Genomic DNA, 23149 nt, shown 5'->3' with positions numbered 1-23149 from the left:
CACTTCACATACATCTTCTATGGTTTATGTATAATTAAAGCGTAAGAATAAGTGGGTGAAGGAGTGGTTTTCATATGGAATACAAAATTGAGATTTTGATTTTGAGTGATGGTGAGCGTTACCCGATACTGATGGGTAGTGATGGCATGCCGCACTTTTGGGGAACACTTTGGGTGACGACAAAGTTACGCTCATCAATGGCTGCGAATACAATTAGAAATTGTCTTTCAGATTTGAAGTGGTTTCTTAAATGGGAAGAAGAGAGTGATCGGGATTTATATTCTGAGTTTCAGCAAGGTAAGTTTCCTGATGATGTGGACATTGAGAATATCAAAATGCACCTATCACTCAATGTTGCATTTATTAAAGGCATTGCTAAAAAAAACACTCGTAATAAAGTGATCAAAATTGACTCTGCTCCAGAGTTGATCAATACGATACCAAAGGTGAGTCGGAATCATCATTACAACAGAATGACATCAATAGCTGAGTATTTGGACTTCATTGCTAAGGTTGCAGGACATCATCAGAACTCAAGTAAATATATGAAAGCTGTCACTGCAATGACAAAAAGGATCAAGTCACATCGACCGAAAGGGAAGGGACAAAATGTAGTCGATAGGCATGACAGCATGTTATTGGCAGATGGCGTAGTTGAAGATTTTCTAGAAGTTGCTCATTACGATAATCCTTTGAACCCATTCAATAGAGAGGTAACAAAAAGGCGTAACCATTTGATGTTTGTACTCCTTAAGGAGCTAGGTATTAGGCGTGGTGAGTTGTTGTCTCTGAATATTTCGGAGATGAACTTGGTTGGTGAAAAGCCTTCTATTTTTGTAAAACGAGATCATGATAGCTTAGTTGATCCTCGCAAAGTTCAACCCGTCGTTAAAACTAGAGAGCGTAAGTTACGCATTAAAAAAACGACTGCTGTACTAATTGATGAATATATCCTTAATTATCGCAGACACACCCCCAATGCTAATAAGCATCCATTCCTCTTTGTTACCCATCGCAAGGGTAGCACTCAAGGTCACCCACTTAGCTCAAGTACATTTGATACTGTAATCATACCGATGATGAAAGCTGTAGATTCACGGTTTGCTGACCTTCATGCGCATTATTTTAGACATGACTGGAATGAAAGTTATTCAATTAAAATCGATACCATTAATGCATTAGTTGATGCTGGGTCAACTAAGCATAAGCGGATTGATCCAGGCAAAGAAGCGAAGATGAGGCAGCATCACTTAGGTCACAGTAGTGAAAAATCATCGTCAGTTTATAATAAACGCCACATCAAAAAGCGTGCAGATGAAGTGTCTCTCGAAGAGCAAAAAAACTTGGAAAAGCAACTAAAAAAACTAAAGGGAATGAATAGTCATGAGTAATTTAGCGCATGCGAAAAGCCGAGTAGTTGCCTCCCCAAGAGAGGCAGTAGGAGAGCGTGTATCCAAAGATGGTTATAGCTTTAACATCAATGCTAATACTTGGCGGTTAAATAAAGGAGTCACTCTTTCTTTTCAAGCGGAAGTGTTGGCTCTAGAGCCTAAGTTGCTGGATGGATTGAGAAAAACGCTTGCACAGTTCGCTATGGAGTTATCTGCAAAGCACACTATAAATATGTATCATCGTTTTCAACGAATGATTCGAGATACAAAAGTAACCAGTATTGATGAAAATACGATTTTGAATTGGCGAGTAACACTTGATGATGAGAATGAGTGGTATTTAGGAGCGCTGCGAGGCTTTTTAATAAGCTGGTATGAATATGGTCATTTTGGTGTATCTGCTGATATGGTTCGTCTTTTAGAAGGCTTGACACTAGCGGGTAATAAAAAAGGGGTAGCGGTAGCCAATCGCTGCCCTTATTCTGGTGCGTTTACTGAGAATGAGGTGCTTGCTCTGAACCAAGAGTTAATTCGGTTATTTGAAAAAAATGAATTAAATCTGACTACCTACGCCTATATTAGTGCTTTGCAAGCAACAGCCCAACGTCCCGTTCAACTTAGACAATTAAAAGCGTGTGATGTTATTAGAGATTATAACCCTGAAACTAAAGCGACAAATTTTTACTTAAACATACCACGCGCTAAGCAGCGAGGTGGTAGCTTCCGTGGACAAATTAAACGCTATTCAATAACTGAAGATCTGTACTTGATTATTAAAAACCTTGCTAAGTCAGAGCTTTTGAAGCTGGAAGAGTTATTTGGTAAGAAGTTATCCCCATTACACGCCAAGCAAGTTCCTATATTTCTAGACTGGGAAATAGCAAATCAATTTAGAATTCAGGGGATTGAGGTTTCATCTGAACTATTGAGTTCGGATGTGCTGCATCTATCTGAAGTTCAGCTTCGCGATAATGTTTTATATCCGTTTAAAGTAAAGCAGAAAGCCAGATCTGAACGCACAAAGGATTACATACACATTACCGCTCGCAGATTCCGACATACTCGTGGAACAAACCTTGGACGTCATAATCTTAGTGCATTTATTATTGCTGAGGCGCTTGATCATTTAGATATACAAAATGTAATGATTTACACAGAAGATACTGCTGAGACAGTAACCTACCTCGATAAGTCTGTTGGTAAGCAGTTAGCCCCGTTTGCAAAGGCATTCATGGGCGAAATCATTTTAGACATTGCCGATGGTGCGCGAGGAGATGATCCTACTGCACACATCCCTGATATAGATAATGAGGTCGTCGGCGCATGCGGAACAAATGACTTTTGCGTTAAAGGGTATGAGGCTTGCTATTTGTGTCGTAAGTTTCAGCCTTTGCTTGATGCGCCTCATGAAAAGTTTCTTCATATGCTGTATGCAGAAAAAGAGAAGCGCTTAAAAGAGACGAAGAGTGAACAATATGCATCAACAAAAGACAGGTTAATTCTTGCTGTTGAATGGGTTGTAAGTAAATGCGCTGAGATGAATGCTAAAAGGAGTGCTAAATAATGGACGATAACGTATTTCAATTTAAGCCTCAGGCTGAGCTGACATCTGCGGTAAATCTAGCTTCTTTCATTAATAAAGTCAGAGGTTTAATGGTTTTTGATGCAGATAAGTGGGCTGAGAATAAATGGGAAACCTACTATGGTACAAGGAGGGTTGTTGCACGCTTCTCAACGGCAACAAAGCCGTCAACATCCTATAGCTATGAGCCATTAAGTAAACCATATTTAGATTTTGCAAAAGCATACATTAAATACACATATTCGCTTAAGCCAGTGACTAACTTACAGCGTCAGTTTGAAGCACTTCGAGTATTAGAAGAAGCTTTACTTGATGTTCATGGAACGGCAGACATTCTAAGTCTGAATGGTGTGGTACTTGCCAAATTGGATGATGTATTTAAACAGCAACTAAGTAATCCCAGTGCATTAAATAAAGCTGGTTATCAAATGGAGTTGTTGCTCGATTTTTGCAGAGATAATTTGATTGCGCCTAGCTTGCCTGAATGGACGAATCCTTATAGCAAGATAAAGGATTTAACTGTCTCACTGGACGAAAAAGGTAAAGAATATCGTTCAGACAAGCTTCCAACCGATGAAGAAATGCTTTTAATCGCTCATATGTTTAGTAATGCACCGACACTTGGTGTGGAAACTGAGTATTACACCGCTATTATGGCGCTGCTGATGACGGCTCCATCACGCGGCTCAGAACTTACCACGCTTAGAGTCCGTCCTGAGGTATGGGAACAGAATCGAGCTGGAGATTGGAAGTTGGGTTTGCAGTGGGTTCCTGCCAAAAAAGGCAAAGCGGGTGTTAAGTGGACACCTACCGTTATGCAGGAAACAGTGCAGGAGTCGCTTAAGCGGCTCGTTAAAATTGGTGCGCCAGCGCGTGAAGCTGCAAAGTTTGCCGAAGTTAACCCTAATAAATTTATGCGACATTCTGGGTGTATCACCCCTGAAGGCTTTAAAGAAACGACCCCACTCACTATCGAGCAATTCAATGCAGCTATGGGATTAAATCTGAAAAACTTTAACCCCACAGCTCCAACACCCAAGTGGCTAATAGAGATCTTAAAAGAGAATAATGGAAGCGTGACTTATGAAGCGTTGGGGCGATACGAATACGCGAAGTTAATTAAAAAATTCAAGAAATGGCCATATGCGGATAAAGCTAAACATGTAAAAGTTTCTGATTGCTTGCTCCTGCATCGTGAGAATGAGTTTCACGAAAAATTTAATCCACGAGCCTTCTCGTTCTTACTGCCTACAGTGAATCAAATCAATGACAGATTTGTGCAAAAGGATTCTCGGGATGGCAGATCTCTTTGGAGTAAGAACGGAGTTACAAAGTCTGATGGCTCACAAATTCAAGTTCAATCCCACAATGCGAGGCACTGGTTAAGCACGAAGGCGGAGCAGGGAGGAATGGAAGCCCTCGTTTTAGCTAACTGGGCTGGGCGTGCAAAAGTTGAAGATAACAAGAGATATGATAACCGAACTGAAGATGAAAAAAGCGATGAGATGGCTGATACGTTAGGTATTTTGGATGTCGAAGATGTAACGATACTAGATAAAATTGAGATGAATTTACCTGTGTTGTTTCAAGATATTGGCAAAGATTTACCAGGCAGCGCGATAGTCACTGAACTCGGTGTTTGTGAGCACGATTATAGTATGATGCCTTGTGGGAACAACGGTGATTGTGAAGTTTGCAAAGAACTAGTTTGCATAAAAGGTATGGAAGGCTCGCTGGAAAACTTAAAAAAACGAGAAATTGAAGTCGCTTCTCAGTTGGCAAAATCTATAACAGACCGTGATATGGGAGTGTTCGGCTCAGAACGATGGATAGCTCCACATGGTTGGAGACTCGCACATATACGAACAAAAATCAGAATCCTAGAAGATGAGAAGACGCCTGATGGTACACCTGTACGTATACCTGAAGAGTACGACCCTTCACCAGTCAAAGAGGTTTTACGCAAAAAGGGCTTCGACGATGAAATTGTGTCACCAGATACGATCGGGATTACAACTGAAGACTTGGTGCAAGCGGTAGAAGGTTCTAGCTCCGAAGATGAAGGTTTTTCTGATGATGTATTTGATTTGATGGAGGACTTATAATGCCTAAGGTTGTAATCACAGCAGAAACTCTACCTGACGTATTGGACTTGATTAATAATTGGCAAGGTAAACTGACATGGTCATTATTGTGTGAGCAGGTTGCGTTGCAGTTAGGTATTGATGGTGTCCAGAGGCAGTCATTGTCTGCTTATAAAGAGATACAAAATTCTTACACGGAAAAGAAGGAGGCGCTCAGGACTCCTGTAGAGCCTGTTGCGACACCTAGTTACAATGTGGATGCAGAATACCTTTTAGGTAAGATTTCCGCTCTAGAGGCTGAAGTGAAGCGCTTAGAAAGCCTAAATGACGCTTATAAACAGAGATTCATTCTTTGGCAGCATAATGCTTATAAAAACAGCATCAGGATAGATAGTCTTGACGATGCAATAGATATGCTGGAAAAACCACTGATTCAGCTTAATCGCAGTACAGGAGGTTAGTAAATTTTATGGCTAATGGACGTGATGCAGCGAAAGCAACAGTTGCAGCCTTTGAGATGTGGAAGGCTACTCAAGATGATGAGTCATACTCACAAATAATCTACAGAGGTAGCCTGAGCCGCAGCGAAATCTGTAAAGCAATTGATTGTGGGCGCTCTGCTTTAAGACAGAACCCAGAACTTAAGCGTCAGTTAGATGAGCTTGAAGATAACCTACGCAATCGCAATGTTTTGCCGCCACTTACCGTTGAAGCTAAAGCAAAAAAAGCGGATACATCGCCAAAACTGTACAGTGGGGAAGGTAATAAACTAGCAACTCAAAATAATAGGCTTCAAGCTCTTGAGGTCGAGGTCATCGATTTAAGAGCAAAAAACCATGAGTTGGAGCGTGAATTAAGCAGGCTTAAGGAGTTATCTGATGTGGTTTCTGAGTTGGGGATGATTCCGAGATGACTAAATTAGCGACCAATCGGAAAAGCACAGTTGAACAATTTAGGCTGACTAGTTTTTTTGTTTCATCAAGCAGCCATATGGTGCTGAAAGGTGTGCCAATCGCAAGGAACAGCTACAAGGTCAACAGTGGTAAATACATTATTAGTGTAGGTATTAACCCTACTGATGTACCTGTTAAACCATCTATTGGACAGCATTGGGAAGTTGAGGGTATTAGGGATATTACTAAGACCACGCAGGGTGATTATGAAATTGATGACTACAGGTACAGTAATGCCACTTTAAATTGTCTAATGCCAGCTTCTTCTGAGGGGTTTGTTAGATTCATCGCTGCCCAGAAAGACTTTAAAGATGTCGGTGAGAAGAAAGCACGTGGGCTGTGGGCTAGGTTTCAAGATCGTATCTATATTTTGCTTTCAGAGGATACCGAGCAGCATCGTCAGGAGTTAGCTGAGGAGCTAACCCCTTTATCCATTGATGCGATGTACGCTGGCTATGAAAAATATGCAAACCTGAAAGCTGCTAATTGGATGGTGAAGCACGAAATACCTTATGACATACAGCAGCGATTATTTAAAGCACACGGTAAGGCGACTATTGACGCAATTAAAGATGATCCGTATCGGTTAATGACCTTTGGGCTTGGATTTGCTAGAACGGATGTTCTAGCCCTGGGGAAGTTTTCAATTGAACCTACGGATGATAGGCGATTGGTTGCGGCTGTTGAAGCTGCTATGCAAAAAGAAGTAGCCAAAGGGCATACATGTGTAGATAAACCCACTTTACGAAAAGCCGTTAACTCCATTTTAAAAGATTCGAACCTTACAGGGCTAGCATTAAAAATTGGGGAGAATAAGGTTCGGTATACCTTCAACAGTGAAACTATTACTTACCACCCTACAGGGCAGTTATTGATGGAGGCTGTGGTTGCTAAACGTTTAGTTTCACTATCAAGCAGAGATGATCTTTATACTGAAGTGGTTAACGCAGCTTTTGTTAAAGCTAAAGGTGACTTGCCATATGAATTGACACCACGGCAATGTGAAGCCGTTATGTATTCACTTGATAATTCAGTGGCTTGTATCACGGGTGGGGCTGGAACGGGTAAGACAACGGTTCTTAGAACAGCATTACGTAGTTTTCATCAGTTAGGTTATACGATTCATGCTCTGGCGCTCAGTGGTCGTGCAGCTATGCGTTTACATGAGAGTATCGGTTTTGAAACCATGACCATTGCAGCATTTTTACGCAATCAAACAATTACAGAAGGGAAAAATCTTGTTGTTATTGATGAGGCGTCAATGGTTGATTTACCTTTGATGTATAGAATAATTACGCACATTGCACCTGATGTCAGAATACTACTCGTTGGCGACCCAAATCAACTGCCGCCCATTGGTGCAGGGCGTATCTTAGCGGATGTCATTGCCAGTGGAGTAATCGTTAGTACAACGTTGGATATTGTGAAGCGACAGGAAGGGACAACTGGCATTCCAGAGTACTCAAAGTCGATAAATGAAGGAATTGTTCCTGATAGGTTAACTGTGGGCGGAATTACTTTCCATGAAGCAGGCAATCAAGCTGATATCGCTGCAATATGCACAGAGCTATATGCTCAATCCTCCCATAACTCCCGTGTAATAGCTCCAACGAACAAACTGGTTAATAGCATTAATGACCTCGTACAGTGCCGTGTGAATGGTACGGGAGAGCCTATTATGTTCATCGATGGTGGTAATGAGTGGTATACGAAAATGCGTAAAGGCGACCAAGTGTTATTTACTAAAAATGATTATGTACGTGGTGTGCAAAACGGTCTACTTGGTGAATTAACCGATGTCAGCAAAGCAGAGGGGCGTCTTGGTGTAATTACTCTTGATGATGGTAAGACGCTAAACGTTGATAACATGATCATTGAGCAATTGCGCTTGGGCTATGCGATAACATTACATAAAGCGCAGGGAAGCCAGTTTCCTCGTATTATCATAGCATTGGATGAATCTAGGATGCTTGACCGAGCTTGGTTGTACACTGCGATTACGAGAGCAGAGGCTGAAGTTCATATTGTTGGCTCTAAAGAGTTAATGACTAAGGTTGTCAAATCACCAAGCCATACGAGCTTACGGAATACCTACCTACCGATACTACTTACTAAATATAATAACAAAGAAAATATGGCTGCTTGATTTAGTGACTACGGGTGATAAGCGGAATTAAGCTATGTGTAAATACGAAGTGTTTTTCAAATATTAATCTGTGTTTTGAAGGATATTCCCCTAGCTGAATGCTTTTCATTCTTTAAGCATTGAGCTTATTAGCTTTATCCACTTTAGCTTTGAATGTCTCAATTCAGTAGGTAGTCATGCATTTTACAGTCTATCACCATGAAGGAGATCTAACTGCGATATTTGTGGTAATATTTACTACTTATGATCATGCAAAATAGAGGCTAGAACAGTGTTATCAACCATAGCTATCGACAATATATCAAAACATTCTTTAGCTTGGGGGGACTCTGACGCTGAGAAGGGAGAGGTTTTTACTAAACCTGAGATTGTACTCTTCATGCTTCAAACTTCAGGTGTTAGTGATTCCTTATTGATACCGAGTACTCGAATTTTAGAGCCATCCTGTGGGCAGGGTGAGTTTGTTATAGCTATTGCTAAAGAGCTTTGCTTGAAGCTAAAATCTTTGGATTCTAAAAAGTTAGTTAAGGCAGAGAGGTTCAAGTATTTGGTTGCAGCCTATGATATCTCAAATGACAGTATAGAGATTGCCAAAACTAAGACATACCAAATTTTAAAATCTGTATTTGAAGATTCAGATGCAGCTATGCTTGTGGCTCAATGGTATAAGAATGATGATTTTCTGCTTATTGAGACGAAATCGCTATATACACATGTCATCGGTAATCCACCATACGTCCGTATAGAGAATATACCAGCAGAATTACTTACTGCGTATAGATCTAAGTTTTTTACGATGATTGAACGTGCCGATCTCTATGTGGCTTTCTTTGAGAAGTCTTTATCTTTATTGGAAGAAAAAGGGGTTCTTTCGTTCATCTGTACGGATCGATGGACTAAAAATAGTTATGGCTCTTCTTTGCGAAATTATGTAGCAGCATCATATCAATTAGACCTATTTGTCGATATGTATGGTCAAAATGCATTTCAGTCAGATGTGCTTACGTACCCTGCTATCACGCAAATATCAAAACGAAAACATGTACAGACACTGATAATCCATAACCCAACGATTACTGTTGACTTTTCTAACCTTGTTGCAAGATCTTTAGCTGGTGATAAAGTGACATTCGAAGGAAAAAACATTAGAAAAGACGTGGTTAATGGTGCAAAACCATGGACGTTCGGCTCTTTTGGTGAACTTGCTTTGATTAAACGTTTAGAGCAGGAATTTCCTCTAATTGAAGATACGAATTGTCAAATTTTTATAGGTGCAGCCACAGGTAATAATAAAGTATATATGGTTGATAATAAATTGGATATTGAGCCTAGCCGTAGGCTTCCTATGGTTGAAGCAAAAGATATTAGTTCGGGGATTTTGATCGATTCAGGACTGTTTATTATCAATACTTATGACGATAATGGTGTCATTGATTTAGATGATTTCCCGAAGCTAAAAGCTTACTTGGAAGTCCATTCAAAGGCATTAAAATCTCGACATGTAGCTAAAAATAATCCTGTCACTTGGTTTAGAACAATTGATAGAGTTCATCCGAGTAGAGTTTCAGCAGAGAAACTGCTGATACCTGATATTAAATCACAGCTTACAGTGGTTTACGATAATGGAGAATATCATCCAAATAACACCATATATTATGTTACTTCAAACTCCTGGAGCTTAAAGGCATTACAGGCAGTTTTAATCTCAGGACTTGGGCAATTGTTTGTTGAGATTTATTCAACAAAAATATCAGGTGGAAATCTTCGTTTTCAAGCTCAACACCTCAGAAGGATTCGCCTTCCGTTATGGGAGTCTGTTCCTGATGATCTTCGAGATAGGCTTGAGGATGCAGCTGTTGATAAAAACGTAGCTGCTGCAAAAGAGTTAGTTTTTGATTTGTATAACTTTACTGAAAAAGAAAGACAAGTATTAGGTTGCTAAATGGAAAATACAATTAACAATGCTATTAAGAACTTTTGGACTGTTAGATCTGGTGGAAAAGGAGTGCTTAGCGGAAAAACACTAGATGGATTTATAATGGTTATTGAAAGCATTATAAAAAACTCTGGCTTAATCAATGTTGAAATTTATACAGGAAAGAATTCATCTCAACTTCCAGGCTATTTTCGTCCTCATAAATCTTGGGATATTGTTGCAATATCACAAGGGCGAATTATAGCTGCAATTGAGTTGAAATCTCAGGTAGGCTCTATTGGTAATAATTTCAATAACAGAACAGAAGAAGTTTTGGGTAGTGGGATTGATCTCTATACTGCAATTGAAGAAAGAGCATTTGGGGATGATGCAGAGATATTTACAGGTTATCTGATTCTAGTGGAAGACTCAGACGTAACACGTGGTTCACCAAAGGTAAGTATGAACTTTTTCCCTGTGATGCCTGGATTTCTTGCTGATGAAAATATAAGAAAAACTAGTTACCAACCTGATGCGTCTTCAGGGGTGTACCCTACGGTTAAAGGTATCTCTTATTTAGGAAGGTATGATCTTCTATGTAAGCGGCTAGTTCTTAAAAAAATATATACAGCAACGGCACTTATTGTTGCTGATCAATCTTTTGCAAAAGTCGGGCAATATCGTGATTTGAGCCCCCAAACGGGCATTAACACTTTTCTAACCAAATTAGATAATCATTGTAAGCTTATTGCAAGTTACGATTATTAGATCGAACAACAAGGGCATGCTTTGGGTGTTAGCAAAGATCAGTTAAGCTTGTAGAGATAAGTTTAGATGTTTGATTGAACCTATGTAGACTGTAAGAAATAGATGAGTAAATTGGCTTTCAAGCAACTTATATTTACAATAAATTAAGAAGTGTAATAATAGGGTAAGTTGAATGACATTGGGATTGCATTTAATTCATTGTATTTTATTGTTTTAATTTGATTTACCAACTCACTCATTCACTCACGCGTTGATTTTTTTACCGTTACTACCGTTCTAGATCCTGTATAAGTTGAAAGTGTAAGAATAAACACTTTTAAACAGAAAAATACCTCATAACCCAGCAGAAATGCTGGGTTTTTTTATTAGTCTTGAGTGCAGGTCTAAATCTTGTGAGTAAAAATAAAGCACTCATGCGCACACCCAGTTTTATTTACTGTATTGTAAGCCAATATATTGGATACTATACCCAAGTGACTCAACTCTGAATCCTGCATCTTGAAGTCACTTGGGAGTATGGCAATAGTGCATTATTGAAGGAAATATGTAATGAGTAAAAAAATGACTATGGCTGAGATTTCAAGGCAGATTGGAATTTCAACAATGACTGTGTCACGTTACTTTAATGGCGGTTATGTCTCGGCTGAGAACCGCCTTAAAATTGATGCTATCGTCAAAGATAGTCATTACACGCCTAATATATTTGCTCGCTCTATTCGTAGTCAATCCAACATTATTGGTTTCGTAGCGCCTCGAATTGAGTCATATACGACGAGTTTAGTGATTAAAGGGGCGCTGGCTGCTGCTAATGAATCACAAGTTCGAATGCTGTTTCATGCCACAGGGTTTAATCATGAGTCAGAATGCCAAGCTGTGAGAGAGTTTAACGGCTTAAATGCACTGGGCACGATTATTATTGCGTCAAAGCACAGTGTCGAAGAGACTTTTTATCGAACTTTAGACAATGTGTTATTTATTGGCAAAAACACCCCCCACCATTGCTGTTTATATTACCCCGATCATGCCGCAATTAAAGCACTTGTCTCCCAAACCATCACTCAGTTAAAACAGCAACAGGCACCGCTGGTAGCCGTACATTATATTTATGATGAGCGTATGCTTTCTAGCCGCACTAAGTTGATGCAAGCCACCATTACCGACACCGTACCTGAGTTAAATTTTGCCCTGCAAGCCCTGGCCAATTCGGAGGAAAAATCCGGCTACCAAGCAATCCAATTACAGCCCAATCATGTCTACTTTTGTGCCACCGATAATATTGCTATTCGTTTATATCGTCGCGCCAAAGAACAGCAACTCAAGATTGGTCATAACGTATGGATTGTAGGCATGGGTGATTATGATTACAGCGATTTGTTAGTCCCGAGCCTGACCACTGTCTCTTTTAACTACTATCAAGTGGGCTACCAAGCTGTCAAAAAATTGCTCAAGCGAGATTTCAGTTCCGTTGAAGGCACATTCGACATAAAAATGAGAGAAAGTTCACAGTTACTCTGAAATTGTGTTGAGTCCAAATAGGTTCCATTTAACACTATGTGTTAACGATAACACATAACGTAGATGTAACTGATGACACACGCCAATAAAATGCACTCAAAGCCACTCGCGTGGTGGAAGAAAGCAACCGCTTACCAAATTTATCCTCGTAGTTTTTATGATACAAACCAGGACGGTATTGGTGATATTAACGGAATCATTGCAAAGCTTGATTATCTTGCTGATTTGGGTATTGATTTAATATGGATATGTCCATTTTATGCATCACCGAATGATGATAACGGTTACGATATTAGTGACTATCAAGCGATTCATCCTGACTTTGGAACCCTAGAGGATGTGGATAAACTGATCGCTGCTGCTCATGAGCGTGGTATTCGCATAATTATGGATTTAGTAATCAACCACACTAGTGATGAGCATCCATGGTTCATCGAATCTCGAGATAACAAAAATAGCCCTAAGCGTGATTGGTATATTTGGCGTGATGGTTGTGAGCCTACCGCTGAAAAACCGACTTGCGATCCAAACAATTGGGAAAGTATTTTTCATGGCAGTGCATGGGAATATGATGAAAAAACTGCACAATACTACTTACACCTATTTTCTAAAAAACAGCCTGATCTGAATTGGGAAAATTCAGAAGTTAAACAAGCACTATTTCAAATGATTCATTGGTGGTTGGAGCGTGGTATTGATGGTTTCCGTGTGGATGCAATCAGCCACATTCAGAAAGAACCAGGCTTACCCTCTTTACCCAATCCAAAGGGTGAAAATTATGTCTCCTCGTTTGATTATCATATGAATGTGACAGGTATTGAAAAACATCTGCATGAGTTAAAAGAGCAGGCGTTTGATCCCTTTGACATTGTGACAGTTGGTGAGGCTAATGGGGTTACTGCCGACAACGCATTACCTTGGGTTGCCGAAGCGACCGAGCACGATCAAGGTGGTGTTTTCAACATGATTTTTCAGTTTGAACACATGAAACTATGGTCGGAAGAACAAAGCAACGAGCATTTCGATCTAGTGGAGTTCAAAAGCATTTTATCGCGTTGGCAAGATGCCTTAGAAGGTAAAGGCTGGAATGCGCTTTATTTAGAAAACCACGATCAAGCACGTAGTATTGATACTTTTGCCGATCCTAACTCTAGATATGCCAGTGCTACCGCGTTAGCGAGCTGTTATTTCTTGATGAAAGGGACCCCGTTTATTTATCAGGGTCAAGAGATTGGTATGGTAAATCATCAGTTTACTTCTCTTGACGAATTTAATGATGTGTCTGCTAGAAATTTAATTCAAAAACTATCTCAACAAGGTCAAAGCGATGCAGACATCTTAGCCTTGTTAAATCAAGTATCTCGCGACCATAGTCGCTTGCCAATGCAATGGAATGACCAGGATTTTGCCGGTTTCTCTGAGGTGCAACCTTGGTTCTCCGTCAATCAACAGTACGCAGATATCAATGTTGAGCAACAACAGAAAGATCCAAATTCGGTCTTGAGTTTCTATAAACAGCTGATTGCTCTGCGTAAGTCAAATGTAAGCTTAGTGGTTGGTCGCTATCAATTGCTGCTGCCTAACGATCCTAATATCTATGTTTATCAACGTGTTGCTCAAGATATGACATGGACCATTATTACCAATTTAAGTCCACAAGAGAGCGTCGTTGATATCGACTGCACGCAATTAGGCGAGTTAATGCTTGATAATCAGAATGTCAACAATGAACACGTTCGCTCAGACTTTATAACGACGCAAATTGCCCCAGCTTATGCTGCGTATATATTTGCAAAAAAGCACTAAATTATATTTTTCGCAGGGCCTTGATAAGGCTACCCTGCATTTAAGACAAGGAATCATTTATGAGTAAGTTACTATCTTTTGATTTTTGGCAACGATTTGGGAAATCCCTTATCGTTGTTATCGCGGTGATGCCAGCCGCTGGTATCATGATATCACTCGGTAAAGTTGTCGCAATGTATGCCGGTGGTATTGGTGCCATTGAAACACTAGGCGCTATTATGGAAAACATAGGCTGGGGGGTCATAGTTAACCTTCACCTATTATTTGCTGTCGCTATTGGTGGCTCATGGGCAAAAGAGCGTGCAGGTGGTGCATTTGCCGCGCTCATTGCTTTCATATTAATCAACCGTACTACTGGAGTGATACTGGGTGTAGATAACGCTATGCTTAGTGATCCCGAGGCGGTTGTGATGAGCCTATTTGGTTCTGAGCTACCTGTCTCTCAATTCTTCACTAATATTTTGGGTGCTCCTGCCTTAAATATGGGTGTGTTCATCGGTATTATGTCTGGCTATTTAGGTGCCAACTTATTTAACCGTTATCATGACTTCGCTCGCTTACCTCAGGCATTAGCATTTTTCAACGGTAAGCGTTTTGTGCCTTTTGTTGTTATTTTCTATTCGATGATTATTGCGTTTGCTTTATCAATCGTATGGCCTTTAATTCAAGGTGCACTTAATGATTTTGGTCAATGGATTGCAACCTCTAAAGACACTGCGCCGATCACTGCTCCTTTCTTGTATGGTACGTTAGAGCGTTTATTACTGCCATTTGGTTTACACCACACTTTAACTATTCCAATGAATTACACCGAGTTGGGTGGTACTTATGAACTTTTGACTGGGGCGAATGCAGGCTCAAGTGTTTATGGTCAAGATCCATTATGGCTTGCTTGGGTTAGCGATTTAAATAATCTTAAATTAAGCGATCCGACAACTTACCAACATCTATTAGATACGGTACATCCAGCACGTTTTAAAGCGGGCCAAGTTATTATCGCAGCGTCTTCATTGATTGGTATTGGACTTGCCATGTATCACAGTGTTGATAGTGATAAGCGCACACAATACAAGCCAATGTTTTTATCTGCATGTCTTGCTGTGTTATTAACCGGTGTGACAGAGCCTATTGAATTCATGTTTATGTTTATTGCTCCTGTTTTGTATGTTGCGCATGCGGTATTAACAGGGGTTGCATTTGCGTTGGTCGATGTGATGGACCTACGTGTACATGCCTTTGGTTTGATTGAGTTATTCACTAGGATTCCAATGATGGTTTCAGCGGGAATCGGTGGTGACTTGGTTCGCTTCGCATTGGTTTCTATTGTTTTCTTTGCTGTTAACTATGGATTATTCCGTGTGCTCATTGTTAAATTTAAATTGCCAACACCAGGCCGCATGGGTAACTACCTCGATGACAGTTCAGAATCCATGTCAGAAGATGAGAAGTTGAACATTATTATTCAGAATTTAGGTGGCCGTGCCAATATTGCTGAGATTGATGCTTGTATGACTCGCTTGCGCATTACAGTTAATGATCCGCAGTTGGTTGCTGAATATGAGTTATGGAAGCAGACAGGAGCACTTGGCGCTGTGATTAAAGAGCAAGGAGTACAAGTTATTTATGGTCCTGGAGTGGATGTCATTAAATCTAGATTAGTTGAGAAGTATTCAGCACAACCTGCGTAATTCTTTCTCTATTTTAGATATAATAACCTCGAGAAACGCAGCTTTGCGCTGCGTTTTATCTCACGACAATAAAGAAGTGAATAATAAATGAAGTTAATGACGCTAAATACCCATAGTTGGCAAGAAGATAAACAGCTAGAAAAGTTGGAAGTGGTAGCGCAAGCCATTATCGAGCAAGGGTGCGATGTCGTTGTATTACAGGAAGTTAATCAACATCAAGATAGCCCGGCTGTTGATGCCAATATATTAACTAATCACACCGTGTTCGCTGATAACTATGGTTATTTATTACAGAAAGAACTCATGAAATACGGTTATCACTACCAACTTACATGGGATTTCGTTCATCAAAGTTATGACGTATATCAAGAGGGGCTGGCATTCTTGACGCGGCTGCCGATTGTCGAACATGAGGTCATTGACCTAAGTGATAACTATGATGTGAGCTTTTGGAAACATAGACGAGCAGTGCGTATTAAGGTTACTTCTCAACAAGGTGATTTCAATCTTTATAATTGTCATTGCGGCTGGTGGAATGACTCTGAGAACTCATTTGAGGATCAGTTCAACCGAATAAAGGCAACATTATCAACAGAGTTGAGCTTTCTATTAGGTGATTTCAACAACCCAAGCCATATACGCAATGAAGGTTATGATTATGTATTACAGCGCGGTTTGATAGATTGTTATGAAATAGCAGAAATAAAAGATGCCGGAACCACTGTGATTAAAAATATTGATGGTTGGGAAAAAAATAGCCAAGCGCTACGGATTGATTTGGTTCTTAGTAATCAACCGGTGGTGGTAAAGCAGCATCAGGTGATTTTTAATAACGATTTTTATCCAGTTGTATCGGATCACTTTGGGGTGCTGGTGGAAGTCGATATTATTTCACAGCTTTGAATCATAATTTGCAGCCGTCTGAATAAACTGAAGTCTCGATAGATTATAATAGGACGAGGCTTCATCATTAGCATATTCTAATACCAAATCCCATACCTCCACGTTTATCGTGTGACAGCCCACCTTGTCTAAAATATTAAGAATTCTATTTTCACAAAATAATTACGTAGGTTTATTATACTGAAACGCAGAAATACTGGGTTTTTTTATCGCTTTTATGACTATCTATACTCATGTGTTAAATATTGTATATACTGTTATAACGAGCAGTAATAAATGCATTAACTACGTGAATAGGAAAGGAATTCAACATTCACATGAGATACACTCCGACGCTAAAACTGAGCACGCGGCTTGTTGCTTTTGTCACAATGATTGTGATCAGTGCCATGTTTATTTTATTTATCGGCGGTTCACTATCGTTTAAACGTCTTTCGCAAGAATTTCTCGATCGTGATCTGCAAGGCATCACCAGTGCGATTGATCGCGATCTGGCTGATCCCGATAATGCCTACCAATTACAGCGTTGGGTACCGAAAATGCTGCAAGTGAATGATGTCGCTGAAATGACATTATCGAACTCGGTTGGCGTGATTTATCGCTTCAAAAATACCTCACCAGATCTTGACCGTGAGCGTCTCTACTCTGCTGACTTTCAACTCGAACACCACACTGACTACAATATTCACTTTAAAGTTCAGCCTCCTTATATTGGTCATGGTTACTCCTTTGAGGCTTTATGGTCGGTGACATTAGCCATCGCTTTAGCCCTTTTTGGTTTAATGCGTGGGGTCCAATGGCTTAAGGAGCAACTCGTTGGCTCGGAATTGCTCGAAGAGCGTGGGCGGATGATTTTAGCGGGAAAAGTGGAAGAGTATAAAATCGGTGATGTGCGTGAATGGCCTTATACTGCCAGCGAAGCCTTGGATGTTCTGATTGAAGAGTTGCAATACGCTCGCCAAGAAAGAAGTCGCTTTGATACCTTCATCCGAACGCAAACTTTCCTTGATAAATTAACCGGAACAGCAAACCGAGTGCTATTTGATAGTAAGCTTGAATCGGCATTACATGAAAGTTCAGGTAATGGTGGTGTGTTGTTGATTCGAATTGAGGATTGGAAACAAGTCGAAGCCGAAAATGAAAAAGCAGAGTGTGATGAATTTATCATTGAAGTGGGGCAGGTATTATTAAACCTTGCTCAGCGTTATCCTGATGTTATTTTTTCACGTTACTACGATGCTGACTTTGCCGTTCTCATTCCTCATCAAAGCTCAAAAGATATTTTTAACCTCGCTGGGCAATGCATTCGCCAGTTAGAAAAGCTGACACCACCAACGCCACTTGATATCGATAACTGGGTACATATTGGTTTAACTCTGTATCAGAAAGGTGAGAAACAAGCTCTGATTATGGAAGAGTTGGAAACGGCGCTAAAAAGTGCCCAACTGCAAAAAATCAATACTTGGACACGGTTTAAAAAACAAGATGTTAAAGAAGATTACCGTGGGAGTGTTCGCTGGCGCACATTATTTGACACCGCCTTAAGACCAGAGAATATATTGCTATACAATCAAACATGTAACGAATTGTTAAAGGGAAATCGGCTTAAATTCTTACACCATGAGGTTCTGGTTCGTATCCATGATCCTGAAAGGGGAGAAATCAAAGCAGCACGATTTATCTCCGCCTTAGAATCTGTGGGCTATGAAGCGCAAATGGATCGGTCTGTTTTAGTTAAAATAGTCAATTTTTTGAAAGCGTCAGAAAATCCGTCATGTTATGCTATTAATATGAATACTATACCGTTTGCTAATAAAGAATACTGCAAATGGTTTAGATATGAACTATTGCAATTATCTCGCCAAAAATTGAGTCAATTGAGTTTCGAATTTTCTGAAGCGAATATCGTTCGTCATTTAGATCATATGCGTCCTATTATTCGTTTAATTGCGGGACTGGGTTGTCAAGTTGGGGTTGATCAAGCAGGGCGTAGCATCGTCAGTACGCACTATATTAAAGACCTCAATATTAACTATTTGAAACTGCACCGAAGCTTAATTAAACGTATCGATCAACGTCATGAAAATCAGTTGTTTGTACGTAGCCTTGTCGGTGCTTGTAGTGATGGACAAGCACAGGTTATTGCTGTTGGAGTAGATACTAAAAAAGAGTGGCAAGCATTAATGGATCTTGGCATCCATGGTGGTCAAGGGCGTCATTTTTCTCCTGAGGTAGCGTTATTACCTAAGACAAAAATAGACACAAGGATTAAGCCTGGTAAGCGTAATCGTTGGCGATAAAAAATAAACAATTGAGCCTGTATGAAATTAAAATCGTTTCTCAATAAATTCAGTCCAGTGAGTAAAAATGAGCCGCCTTTATTTGCCGTGGTTCAAAGTGATGCTATTTACCTGTCGGGTGATAATGATAAATCTATCACTATTGAGCATCAAGGTTGGGAAGTTGCGCTAGAAAAGGCATTACAAACCGCCAAGACCGATAACCGCAATGTGAGCATTATTTTACACAGCGCTCTTTACCAAACCTATCAAATTGACAAACCAAGCATCCCTGAAGATGAATGGCCAATCGCGCTGCCTTTTTTATTAAAAGGGGTGATTACAGAGCGCGTGACTGACATTGTTGCCGATGCGATTTCACTGCCAAGTAGCCAGAAAATTCAGGCGTATGTCATTGCTAAGAAGACCATCCTTCAGTTGGTTAGCTTAGTTGAAAAGAGTGGCATGACGCTAAACCAAGTGATCCCAGATGATAAAGTTTGGGGCTATACCGCTGGTGAATTAAATAACTTCATGTTGCTACAAAGGGCAAAACAAGGGCGCTTTAAAATCAGTGGCTTTGTTGAACATACTCCCTGCTTCCAACGTTCAATTCGTAATGTTACTTCACCACTAACCGGTGTTGCTTCAAGTGAATTGCAACTGGATGGGCTGGCTCTTGAGATGCAACGTTCGGTTGACTACTTATCCGCTCAAGCCAAAGGGACCGCTTTTCATCAACTAAAAATCTGTTGTGACGAGGAAGACACTCAAGCACTGGTTGAAGCTTTAAATCAGCGTCTTAATATCAAAGCCTCTCCGTTGGTGGATCAGGATCTTGTGGTTCAAAAGCAGGGCGCGATGAACTCTGCACAGGTTTTATTGCAAGCCGCCAATGCCAAACCGCACTGGAAAGTGAACTTATATCCCGCTCATCTTAAACCGAAAAAAGATCACTTTAGCCTAACCAATGTTGTATTAGCTTGCCTTGTTATGACGTTATTAATGGGTGGCATTTACGGTTTTTATCACTACCAGTTAACGCAAGTTGATACGCAATTAAAACAAGCTCAACGTGCTAATAACCAATGGAATAGTCAAAAGAAATCATTATCAGAGCAGTTAGTAAAACATAAACCAAAGGCCACCACTGTTGCTGCAGTTGAGCGTTTAAAGCGTGAGGTTCAAGCCAAAAAAGAAGCGCTTCATGCTGTGGGTGAATACGATGACAGCCAACAAATTGGTTACTCTGGGGTAATGGCTTCACTGGCTCAATTAGGGCGTAATGATATTTCACTAAGTGATATTTACATCAATAGTAACACCTTAGATTTAAAGGGTTTGGCTCGTAACGCAAGCTCAGTGCCAAACTGGGTGAATCAATTTAAAGATGAAGTGACTTTAGTTGGGCGCACCTTTGAAAAAATAAAGATGGGTCGCAACGAGCAAGACATCATCACATTTGAATTGCACACTCGCACCGAAGGGAAATAACCATGAACGATTTATGGCTATCGATGAATGAAAAATTTTCGGCACTATCAACGCGTGAAAAGTGGCTGATTGCGTTAAGTAGTGTGGTTGGTGTGTTTTTTCTCTTACTTACCTTTGTTGTTGAACCTGTCATTGAGCGGCATCAACAGCAGCAAAAAAGGCAGCAATCTCTAACACTATCGAATCAGAAGTTAGAGGCGGAAGTCTTACTGATGCAGGCAAAGCTGAAAAAAGATCCCAATCAGGCGATCAATGTTGAGTTCGCTGATCTGATGTTACTGAGTCAGGACTTATCAGAAGAGTTGTCAGAAGTGGTGGAAAGCCTGATCTCTCCGAGTGAAATGGCGGCGCTTTTAGAAAGTGTATTGGTGAAAGGGAAAGGCTTGAAGTTAGTCTCTTTAGAGTCATTAAAAGCCGAACCTATCGCTGATAAAAAACAGACATCAGAATATTCTGGCTACTTTGTTCACCCTGTACGTATTGAGTTAACGGGTGGCTATTTTGCGATTAGTGAATATTTACAAAAACTAGAAGCACTGCCAGTGAAATATTATTGGCGTAGTTTTCACTATTCAGTGGAATCTTACCCACAAGCTCGGCTTATTTTGCAAGTCTACACCTTAGGTACAAGACAGGAGTTTATCGGTGGTTAGAGTTAGCGTGCTATCACTCATATTGGCATTATTCTCATTTTCAAGCCAAGCCTCACAAGATCCGACCGCGCCGTTAGGGTGGACGGCTCCTGCAGAGAAAAAAGCGCCACCAAGAAGGGTAGTGACGCAGGCAAGGTTACCAACATTGCAAAGCGTGATGTGCCAAACCGATGCCCCTTGTTACGCCATATTAAACGGTCAAGTTGTTGGTCAAGGTGATACCTTTCGCGGTTATCGCGTCAAAACAGTTAACGATAAATATGTCACGATTCAGCGTAGTGGGAAACAATGGAACCTATCGCTTTTCCCGAATGATATAAAGGAATAACAGTTGATGAATCAGATGAATAAAATTATAACGCTATTAACCGTTGTTGCTTTATCAGGGTGCTCAATGGGACATAGAGATCCGGTTGAAATTAAAGAAGCGCTGAATCAAGCTATTAATGAATCTAACCTAAATGCATTAGAAGATTTACCCGCTTCAGTGCAAAACGATCTGATGCCCGATCTGAGTGGTGGCCTAGCGGCAACAGGTGGATCACTCAAGCGTTTCCGAGTACAAGCCAATAGTGTAGAAGCTCGAGCATTTTTCACCAGCTTAGTGCAAGGCACCGATTTTAGTGCCGCTATTCATCCAAACGTTGAAGGGCGCATTACCGTTAATCTTACCGATGTTACGCTTGATGAAGTGCTTGATGTTGTACGTGACATCTATGGCTACGACATCGTGACGCAAGGTAAGGTTATTCAAGTGTATCCTGCGGGCATTCGCACGGTCACTATGCCGGTTGATTATCTACAGCTAACGCGTTCAGGGCGCTCATTAACGAGCATTACATCAGGTTCGATCACCAGCTCAGATAGCGGCTCTAGCTCATATTCCGATAGCAGTTCTAGTTCATCTAGCTCTAGCAGTTCATCGACCAGTTCGACTGGCGGCACAGAAATAGAAACGCTCAGTGAAAGTGATTTTTGGTCTCAGCTTGAAGCCGCGGTTGGCGGTTTGATTGGTTCGGGCAGTGGGCAAAGCGTTGTGGTTTCTCCGCAAGCGAGTGTGATCACCGTGCGAGCTTACCCTGATCAATTACGTGAAATTCGTCGTTTCCTACAGATTTCTCAAGAGCGTGTTCATCGTCAAGTGATCTTAGAAGCGAAGATATTGGAAGTGACCTTAAGTGATGGTTATCAGCAAGGGATCAACTGGAGCAATATTTCTAAATCCATTGGTAGTGGTGGTGTCGAGATTGAACGTGCTGCTGGTACTCTACTTGGTGACACCATTAGCACACTATTAGGTGGGCAAACCAATGTAACGATTTCAGATGGTAGCTTTGAAGCGGTGATGAGCTTTATGGATACCCAAGGTGACTTAAATGTTCTCTCTAGCCCACGAGTGACCGCATCGAATAACCAAAAAGCGGTGATTAAAGTCGGTACTGATGAATATTATGTAACGGATTTTTCCAGTGTTGTTGGTACCGGTGATAACTCGAACCCAGCTCCTGATTTTGAGCTAACGCCATTTTTCTCTGGTATTTCACTCGATGTGACACCGCAAATTGATGATAAAGGCAATGTGTTAATGCATGTTCATCCCGCTGTCATTGAAGTGGAGCAAAGTAACCGAGAAATACTATACGGTGATAGCTTGATTGAACTGCCATTGGCAAAAAGCTCAATACGAGAGTCGGATTCAATTGTTCGTGCGCGTGATGGCGATGTGATAGTAATTGGTGGTTTGATGAAATCGTCGAATACAGAATTAGTCTCACAAGTACCTCTCCTTGGTAATATTCCAGGTTTAGGGCATCTATTCCGTAATATTTCCAACGTTGCTCAAAAAACAGAATTGGTAATTTTATTAAAGCCGACCGTTGTGGGTGTTAATACCTGGCAAGAAGAGCTAGAGCGTTCGCGTGATTTATTACAAGAATGGTTCCCTGATTCGCAATAGCGGGCGGAGAGTAGA

17 protein-coding genes are annotated in these 23149 nt (G+C 40.6%); all 17 read left to right on the top strand.

Annotation, left to right across the window (positions count from 1 at the left end):
• Positions 1-74: 74 nt before the first annotated feature.
• The 17 genes from BCU68_RS15430 to mshL all read left to right on the top strand — a co-directional run bounded on the left by BCU68_RS15430 (position 75) and on the right by mshL (position 23134).
• Positions 75-1391: a site-specific integrase gene (locus BCU68_RS15430; RefSeq protein WP_102565626.1), complete on the top strand. Its 1317-nt coding sequence runs from the start codon at positions 75-77 to the stop codon at positions 1389-1391.
• On the top strand, positions 1384-2955 hold the full coding sequence (locus BCU68_RS15425; RefSeq protein WP_198591754.1) for a site-specific integrase: 1572 nt from the start codon (positions 1384-1386) through the stop codon (positions 2953-2955). Before BCU68_RS15430 ends, BCU68_RS15425 begins: the two co-directional genes overlap by 8 nt.
• Positions 2955-5078 carry an integrase gene (locus BCU68_RS15420; protein WP_198591753.1) on the top strand — a complete coding sequence of 708 codons (2124 nt, stop codon included), beginning with the start codon at positions 2955-2957 and terminating at the stop codon, positions 5076-5078. Before BCU68_RS15425 ends, BCU68_RS15420 begins: the two co-directional genes overlap by 1 nt.
• A complete protein-coding gene (locus tag BCU68_RS15415; protein WP_102565625.1) occupies positions 5078-5518 on the top strand; it encodes a hypothetical protein in 441 nt (146 codons plus the stop codon). The genes BCU68_RS15420 and BCU68_RS15415 overlap by 1 nt, the downstream gene beginning before the upstream one ends.
• A gap of 8 nt (positions 5519-5526) precedes the next feature.
• The gene (locus BCU68_RS15410; protein WP_102565624.1) at positions 5527-5970 is read left to right on the top strand and encodes a VPA1267 family protein; all 444 of its coding nucleotides are present in this window, start codon (positions 5527-5529) and stop codon (positions 5968-5970) included.
• A complete protein-coding gene (locus BCU68_RS15405; protein ID WP_102565623.1) occupies positions 5967-8156 on the top strand; it encodes an AAA family ATPase in 2190 nt (729 codons plus the stop codon). Before BCU68_RS15410 ends, BCU68_RS15405 begins: the two co-directional genes overlap by 4 nt.
• A gap of 271 nt (positions 8157-8427) precedes the next feature.
• Positions 8428-10098: an Eco57I restriction-modification methylase domain-containing protein gene (locus BCU68_RS15400; RefSeq protein ID WP_102565622.1), complete on the top strand. Its 1671-nt coding sequence runs from the start codon at positions 8428-8430 to the stop codon at positions 10096-10098.
• Entirely contained in the window at positions 10099-10839 is a 741-nt protein-coding gene (locus BCU68_RS15395; protein ID WP_102565621.1) for a PaeR7I family type II restriction endonuclease, read from the top strand.
• Positions 10840-11388: 549 nt separating this feature from the next.
• Positions 11389-12354 (top strand): LacI family DNA-binding transcriptional regulator, encoded by a 966-nt coding sequence (locus BCU68_RS15390; protein WP_102565620.1) that lies wholly within the window; start codon positions 11389-11391, stop codon positions 12352-12354.
• A gap of 72 nt (positions 12355-12426) precedes the next feature.
• Positions 12427-14160: an alpha-glucosidase gene (locus BCU68_RS15385; RefSeq protein ID WP_102565619.1), complete on the top strand. Its 1734-nt coding sequence runs from the start codon at positions 12427-12429 to the stop codon at positions 14158-14160.
• Positions 14161-14219: 59 nt separating this feature from the next.
• On the top strand, positions 14220-15848 hold the full coding sequence (locus tag BCU68_RS15380; RefSeq protein WP_102565618.1) for a PTS transporter subunit IIBC: 1629 nt from the start codon (positions 14220-14222) through the stop codon (positions 15846-15848).
• An 87-nt stretch (positions 15849-15935) separates the two neighbouring features.
• Positions 15936-16751, top strand: a complete 816-nt coding sequence (locus BCU68_RS15375; RefSeq protein ID WP_198591752.1) for an endonuclease/exonuclease/phosphatase family protein — start codon at positions 15936-15938, stop codon at positions 16749-16751.
• Positions 16752-17068: 317 nt separating this feature from the next.
• Positions 17069-19051, top strand: a complete 1983-nt coding sequence (gene csrD / locus BCU68_RS15370) for an RNase E specificity factor CsrD (protein ID WP_102565617.1) — start codon at positions 17069-17071, stop codon at positions 19049-19051.
• Positions 19052-19072: 21 nt separating this feature from the next.
• Positions 19073-20524: an MSHA biogenesis protein MshI gene (locus BCU68_RS15365; RefSeq protein ID WP_102565616.1), complete on the top strand. Its 1452-nt coding sequence runs from the start codon at positions 19073-19075 to the stop codon at positions 20522-20524.
• A 2-nt stretch (positions 20525-20526) separates the two neighbouring features.
• Positions 20527-21177 (top strand): type 4a pilus biogenesis protein PilO, encoded by a 651-nt coding sequence (gene pilO / locus BCU68_RS15360; RefSeq protein ID WP_102565615.1) that lies wholly within the window; start codon positions 20527-20529, stop codon positions 21175-21177.
• 7 nt (positions 21178-21184) lie between these two features.
• Entirely contained in the window at positions 21185-21505 is a 321-nt protein-coding gene (locus BCU68_RS15355) for an MSHA biogenesis protein MshK (RefSeq protein ID WP_241901389.1), read from the top strand.
• 15 nt (positions 21506-21520) lie between these two features.
• On the top strand, positions 21521-23134 hold the full coding sequence (mshL, locus tag BCU68_RS15350; RefSeq protein WP_102565655.1) for a pilus (MSHA type) biogenesis protein MshL: 1614 nt from the start codon (positions 21521-21523) through the stop codon (positions 23132-23134).
• The last annotated feature ends 15 nt before the right edge of the window (positions 23135-23149 follow it).

It is taken from the genome of Vibrio sp. 10N.286.49.B3 (assembly GCF_002873395.1).
Taxonomy (GTDB): Bacteria; Pseudomonadota; Gammaproteobacteria; order Enterobacterales; family Vibrionaceae; genus Vibrio.
The sequence above is the reverse complement of the archived record's forward strand: the minus strand, read 5'-3'. Positions and strand labels throughout refer to the sequence as shown.

Bases quoted from the DNA above. Each gene is read 5' to 3' on its own strand.
- BCU68_RS15430 (WP_102565626.1), top strand. From the start codon at position 75: ATGGAATACAAAATTGAGATTTTGATTTTGAGTGATGGTGAGCGTTAC.
- BCU68_RS15425 (WP_198591754.1), top strand. From the start codon at position 1,384: ATGAGTAATTTAGCGCATGCGAAAAGCCGAGTAGTTGCCTCCCCAAGA.
- BCU68_RS15420 (WP_198591753.1), top strand. From the start codon at position 2,955: ATGGACGATAACGTATTTCAATTTAAGCCTCAGGCTGAGCTGACATCT.
- BCU68_RS15415 (WP_102565625.1), top strand. From the start codon at position 5,078: ATGCCTAAGGTTGTAATCACAGCAGAAACTCTACCTGACGTATTGGAC.
- BCU68_RS15410 (WP_102565624.1), top strand. From the start codon at position 5,527: ATGGCTAATGGACGTGATGCAGCGAAAGCAACAGTTGCAGCCTTTGAG.
- BCU68_RS15405 (WP_102565623.1), top strand. From the start codon at position 5,967: ATGACTAAATTAGCGACCAATCGGAAAAGCACAGTTGAACAATTTAGG.
- BCU68_RS15395 (WP_102565621.1), top strand. From the start codon at position 10,099: ATGGAAAATACAATTAACAATGCTATTAAGAACTTTTGGACTGTTAGA.
- BCU68_RS15390 (WP_102565620.1), top strand. From the start codon at position 11,389: ATGAGTAAAAAAATGACTATGGCTGAGATTTCAAGGCAGATTGGAATT.
- BCU68_RS15385 (WP_102565619.1), top strand. From the start codon at position 12,427: ATGACACACGCCAATAAAATGCACTCAAAGCCACTCGCGTGGTGGAAG.
- BCU68_RS15380 (WP_102565618.1), top strand. From the start codon at position 14,220: ATGAGTAAGTTACTATCTTTTGATTTTTGGCAACGATTTGGGAAATCC.
- BCU68_RS15375 (WP_198591752.1), top strand. From the start codon at position 15,936: ATGAAGTTAATGACGCTAAATACCCATAGTTGGCAAGAAGATAAACAG.
- csrD (WP_102565617.1), top strand. From the start codon at position 17,069: ATGAGATACACTCCGACGCTAAAACTGAGCACGCGGCTTGTTGCTTTT.
- BCU68_RS15365 (WP_102565616.1), top strand. From the start codon at position 19,073: ATGAAATTAAAATCGTTTCTCAATAAATTCAGTCCAGTGAGTAAAAAT.
- pilO (WP_102565615.1), top strand. From the start codon at position 20,527: ATGAACGATTTATGGCTATCGATGAATGAAAAATTTTCGGCACTATCA.
- mshL (WP_102565655.1), top strand. From the start codon at position 21,521: ATGAATAAAATTATAACGCTATTAACCGTTGTTGCTTTATCAGGGTGC.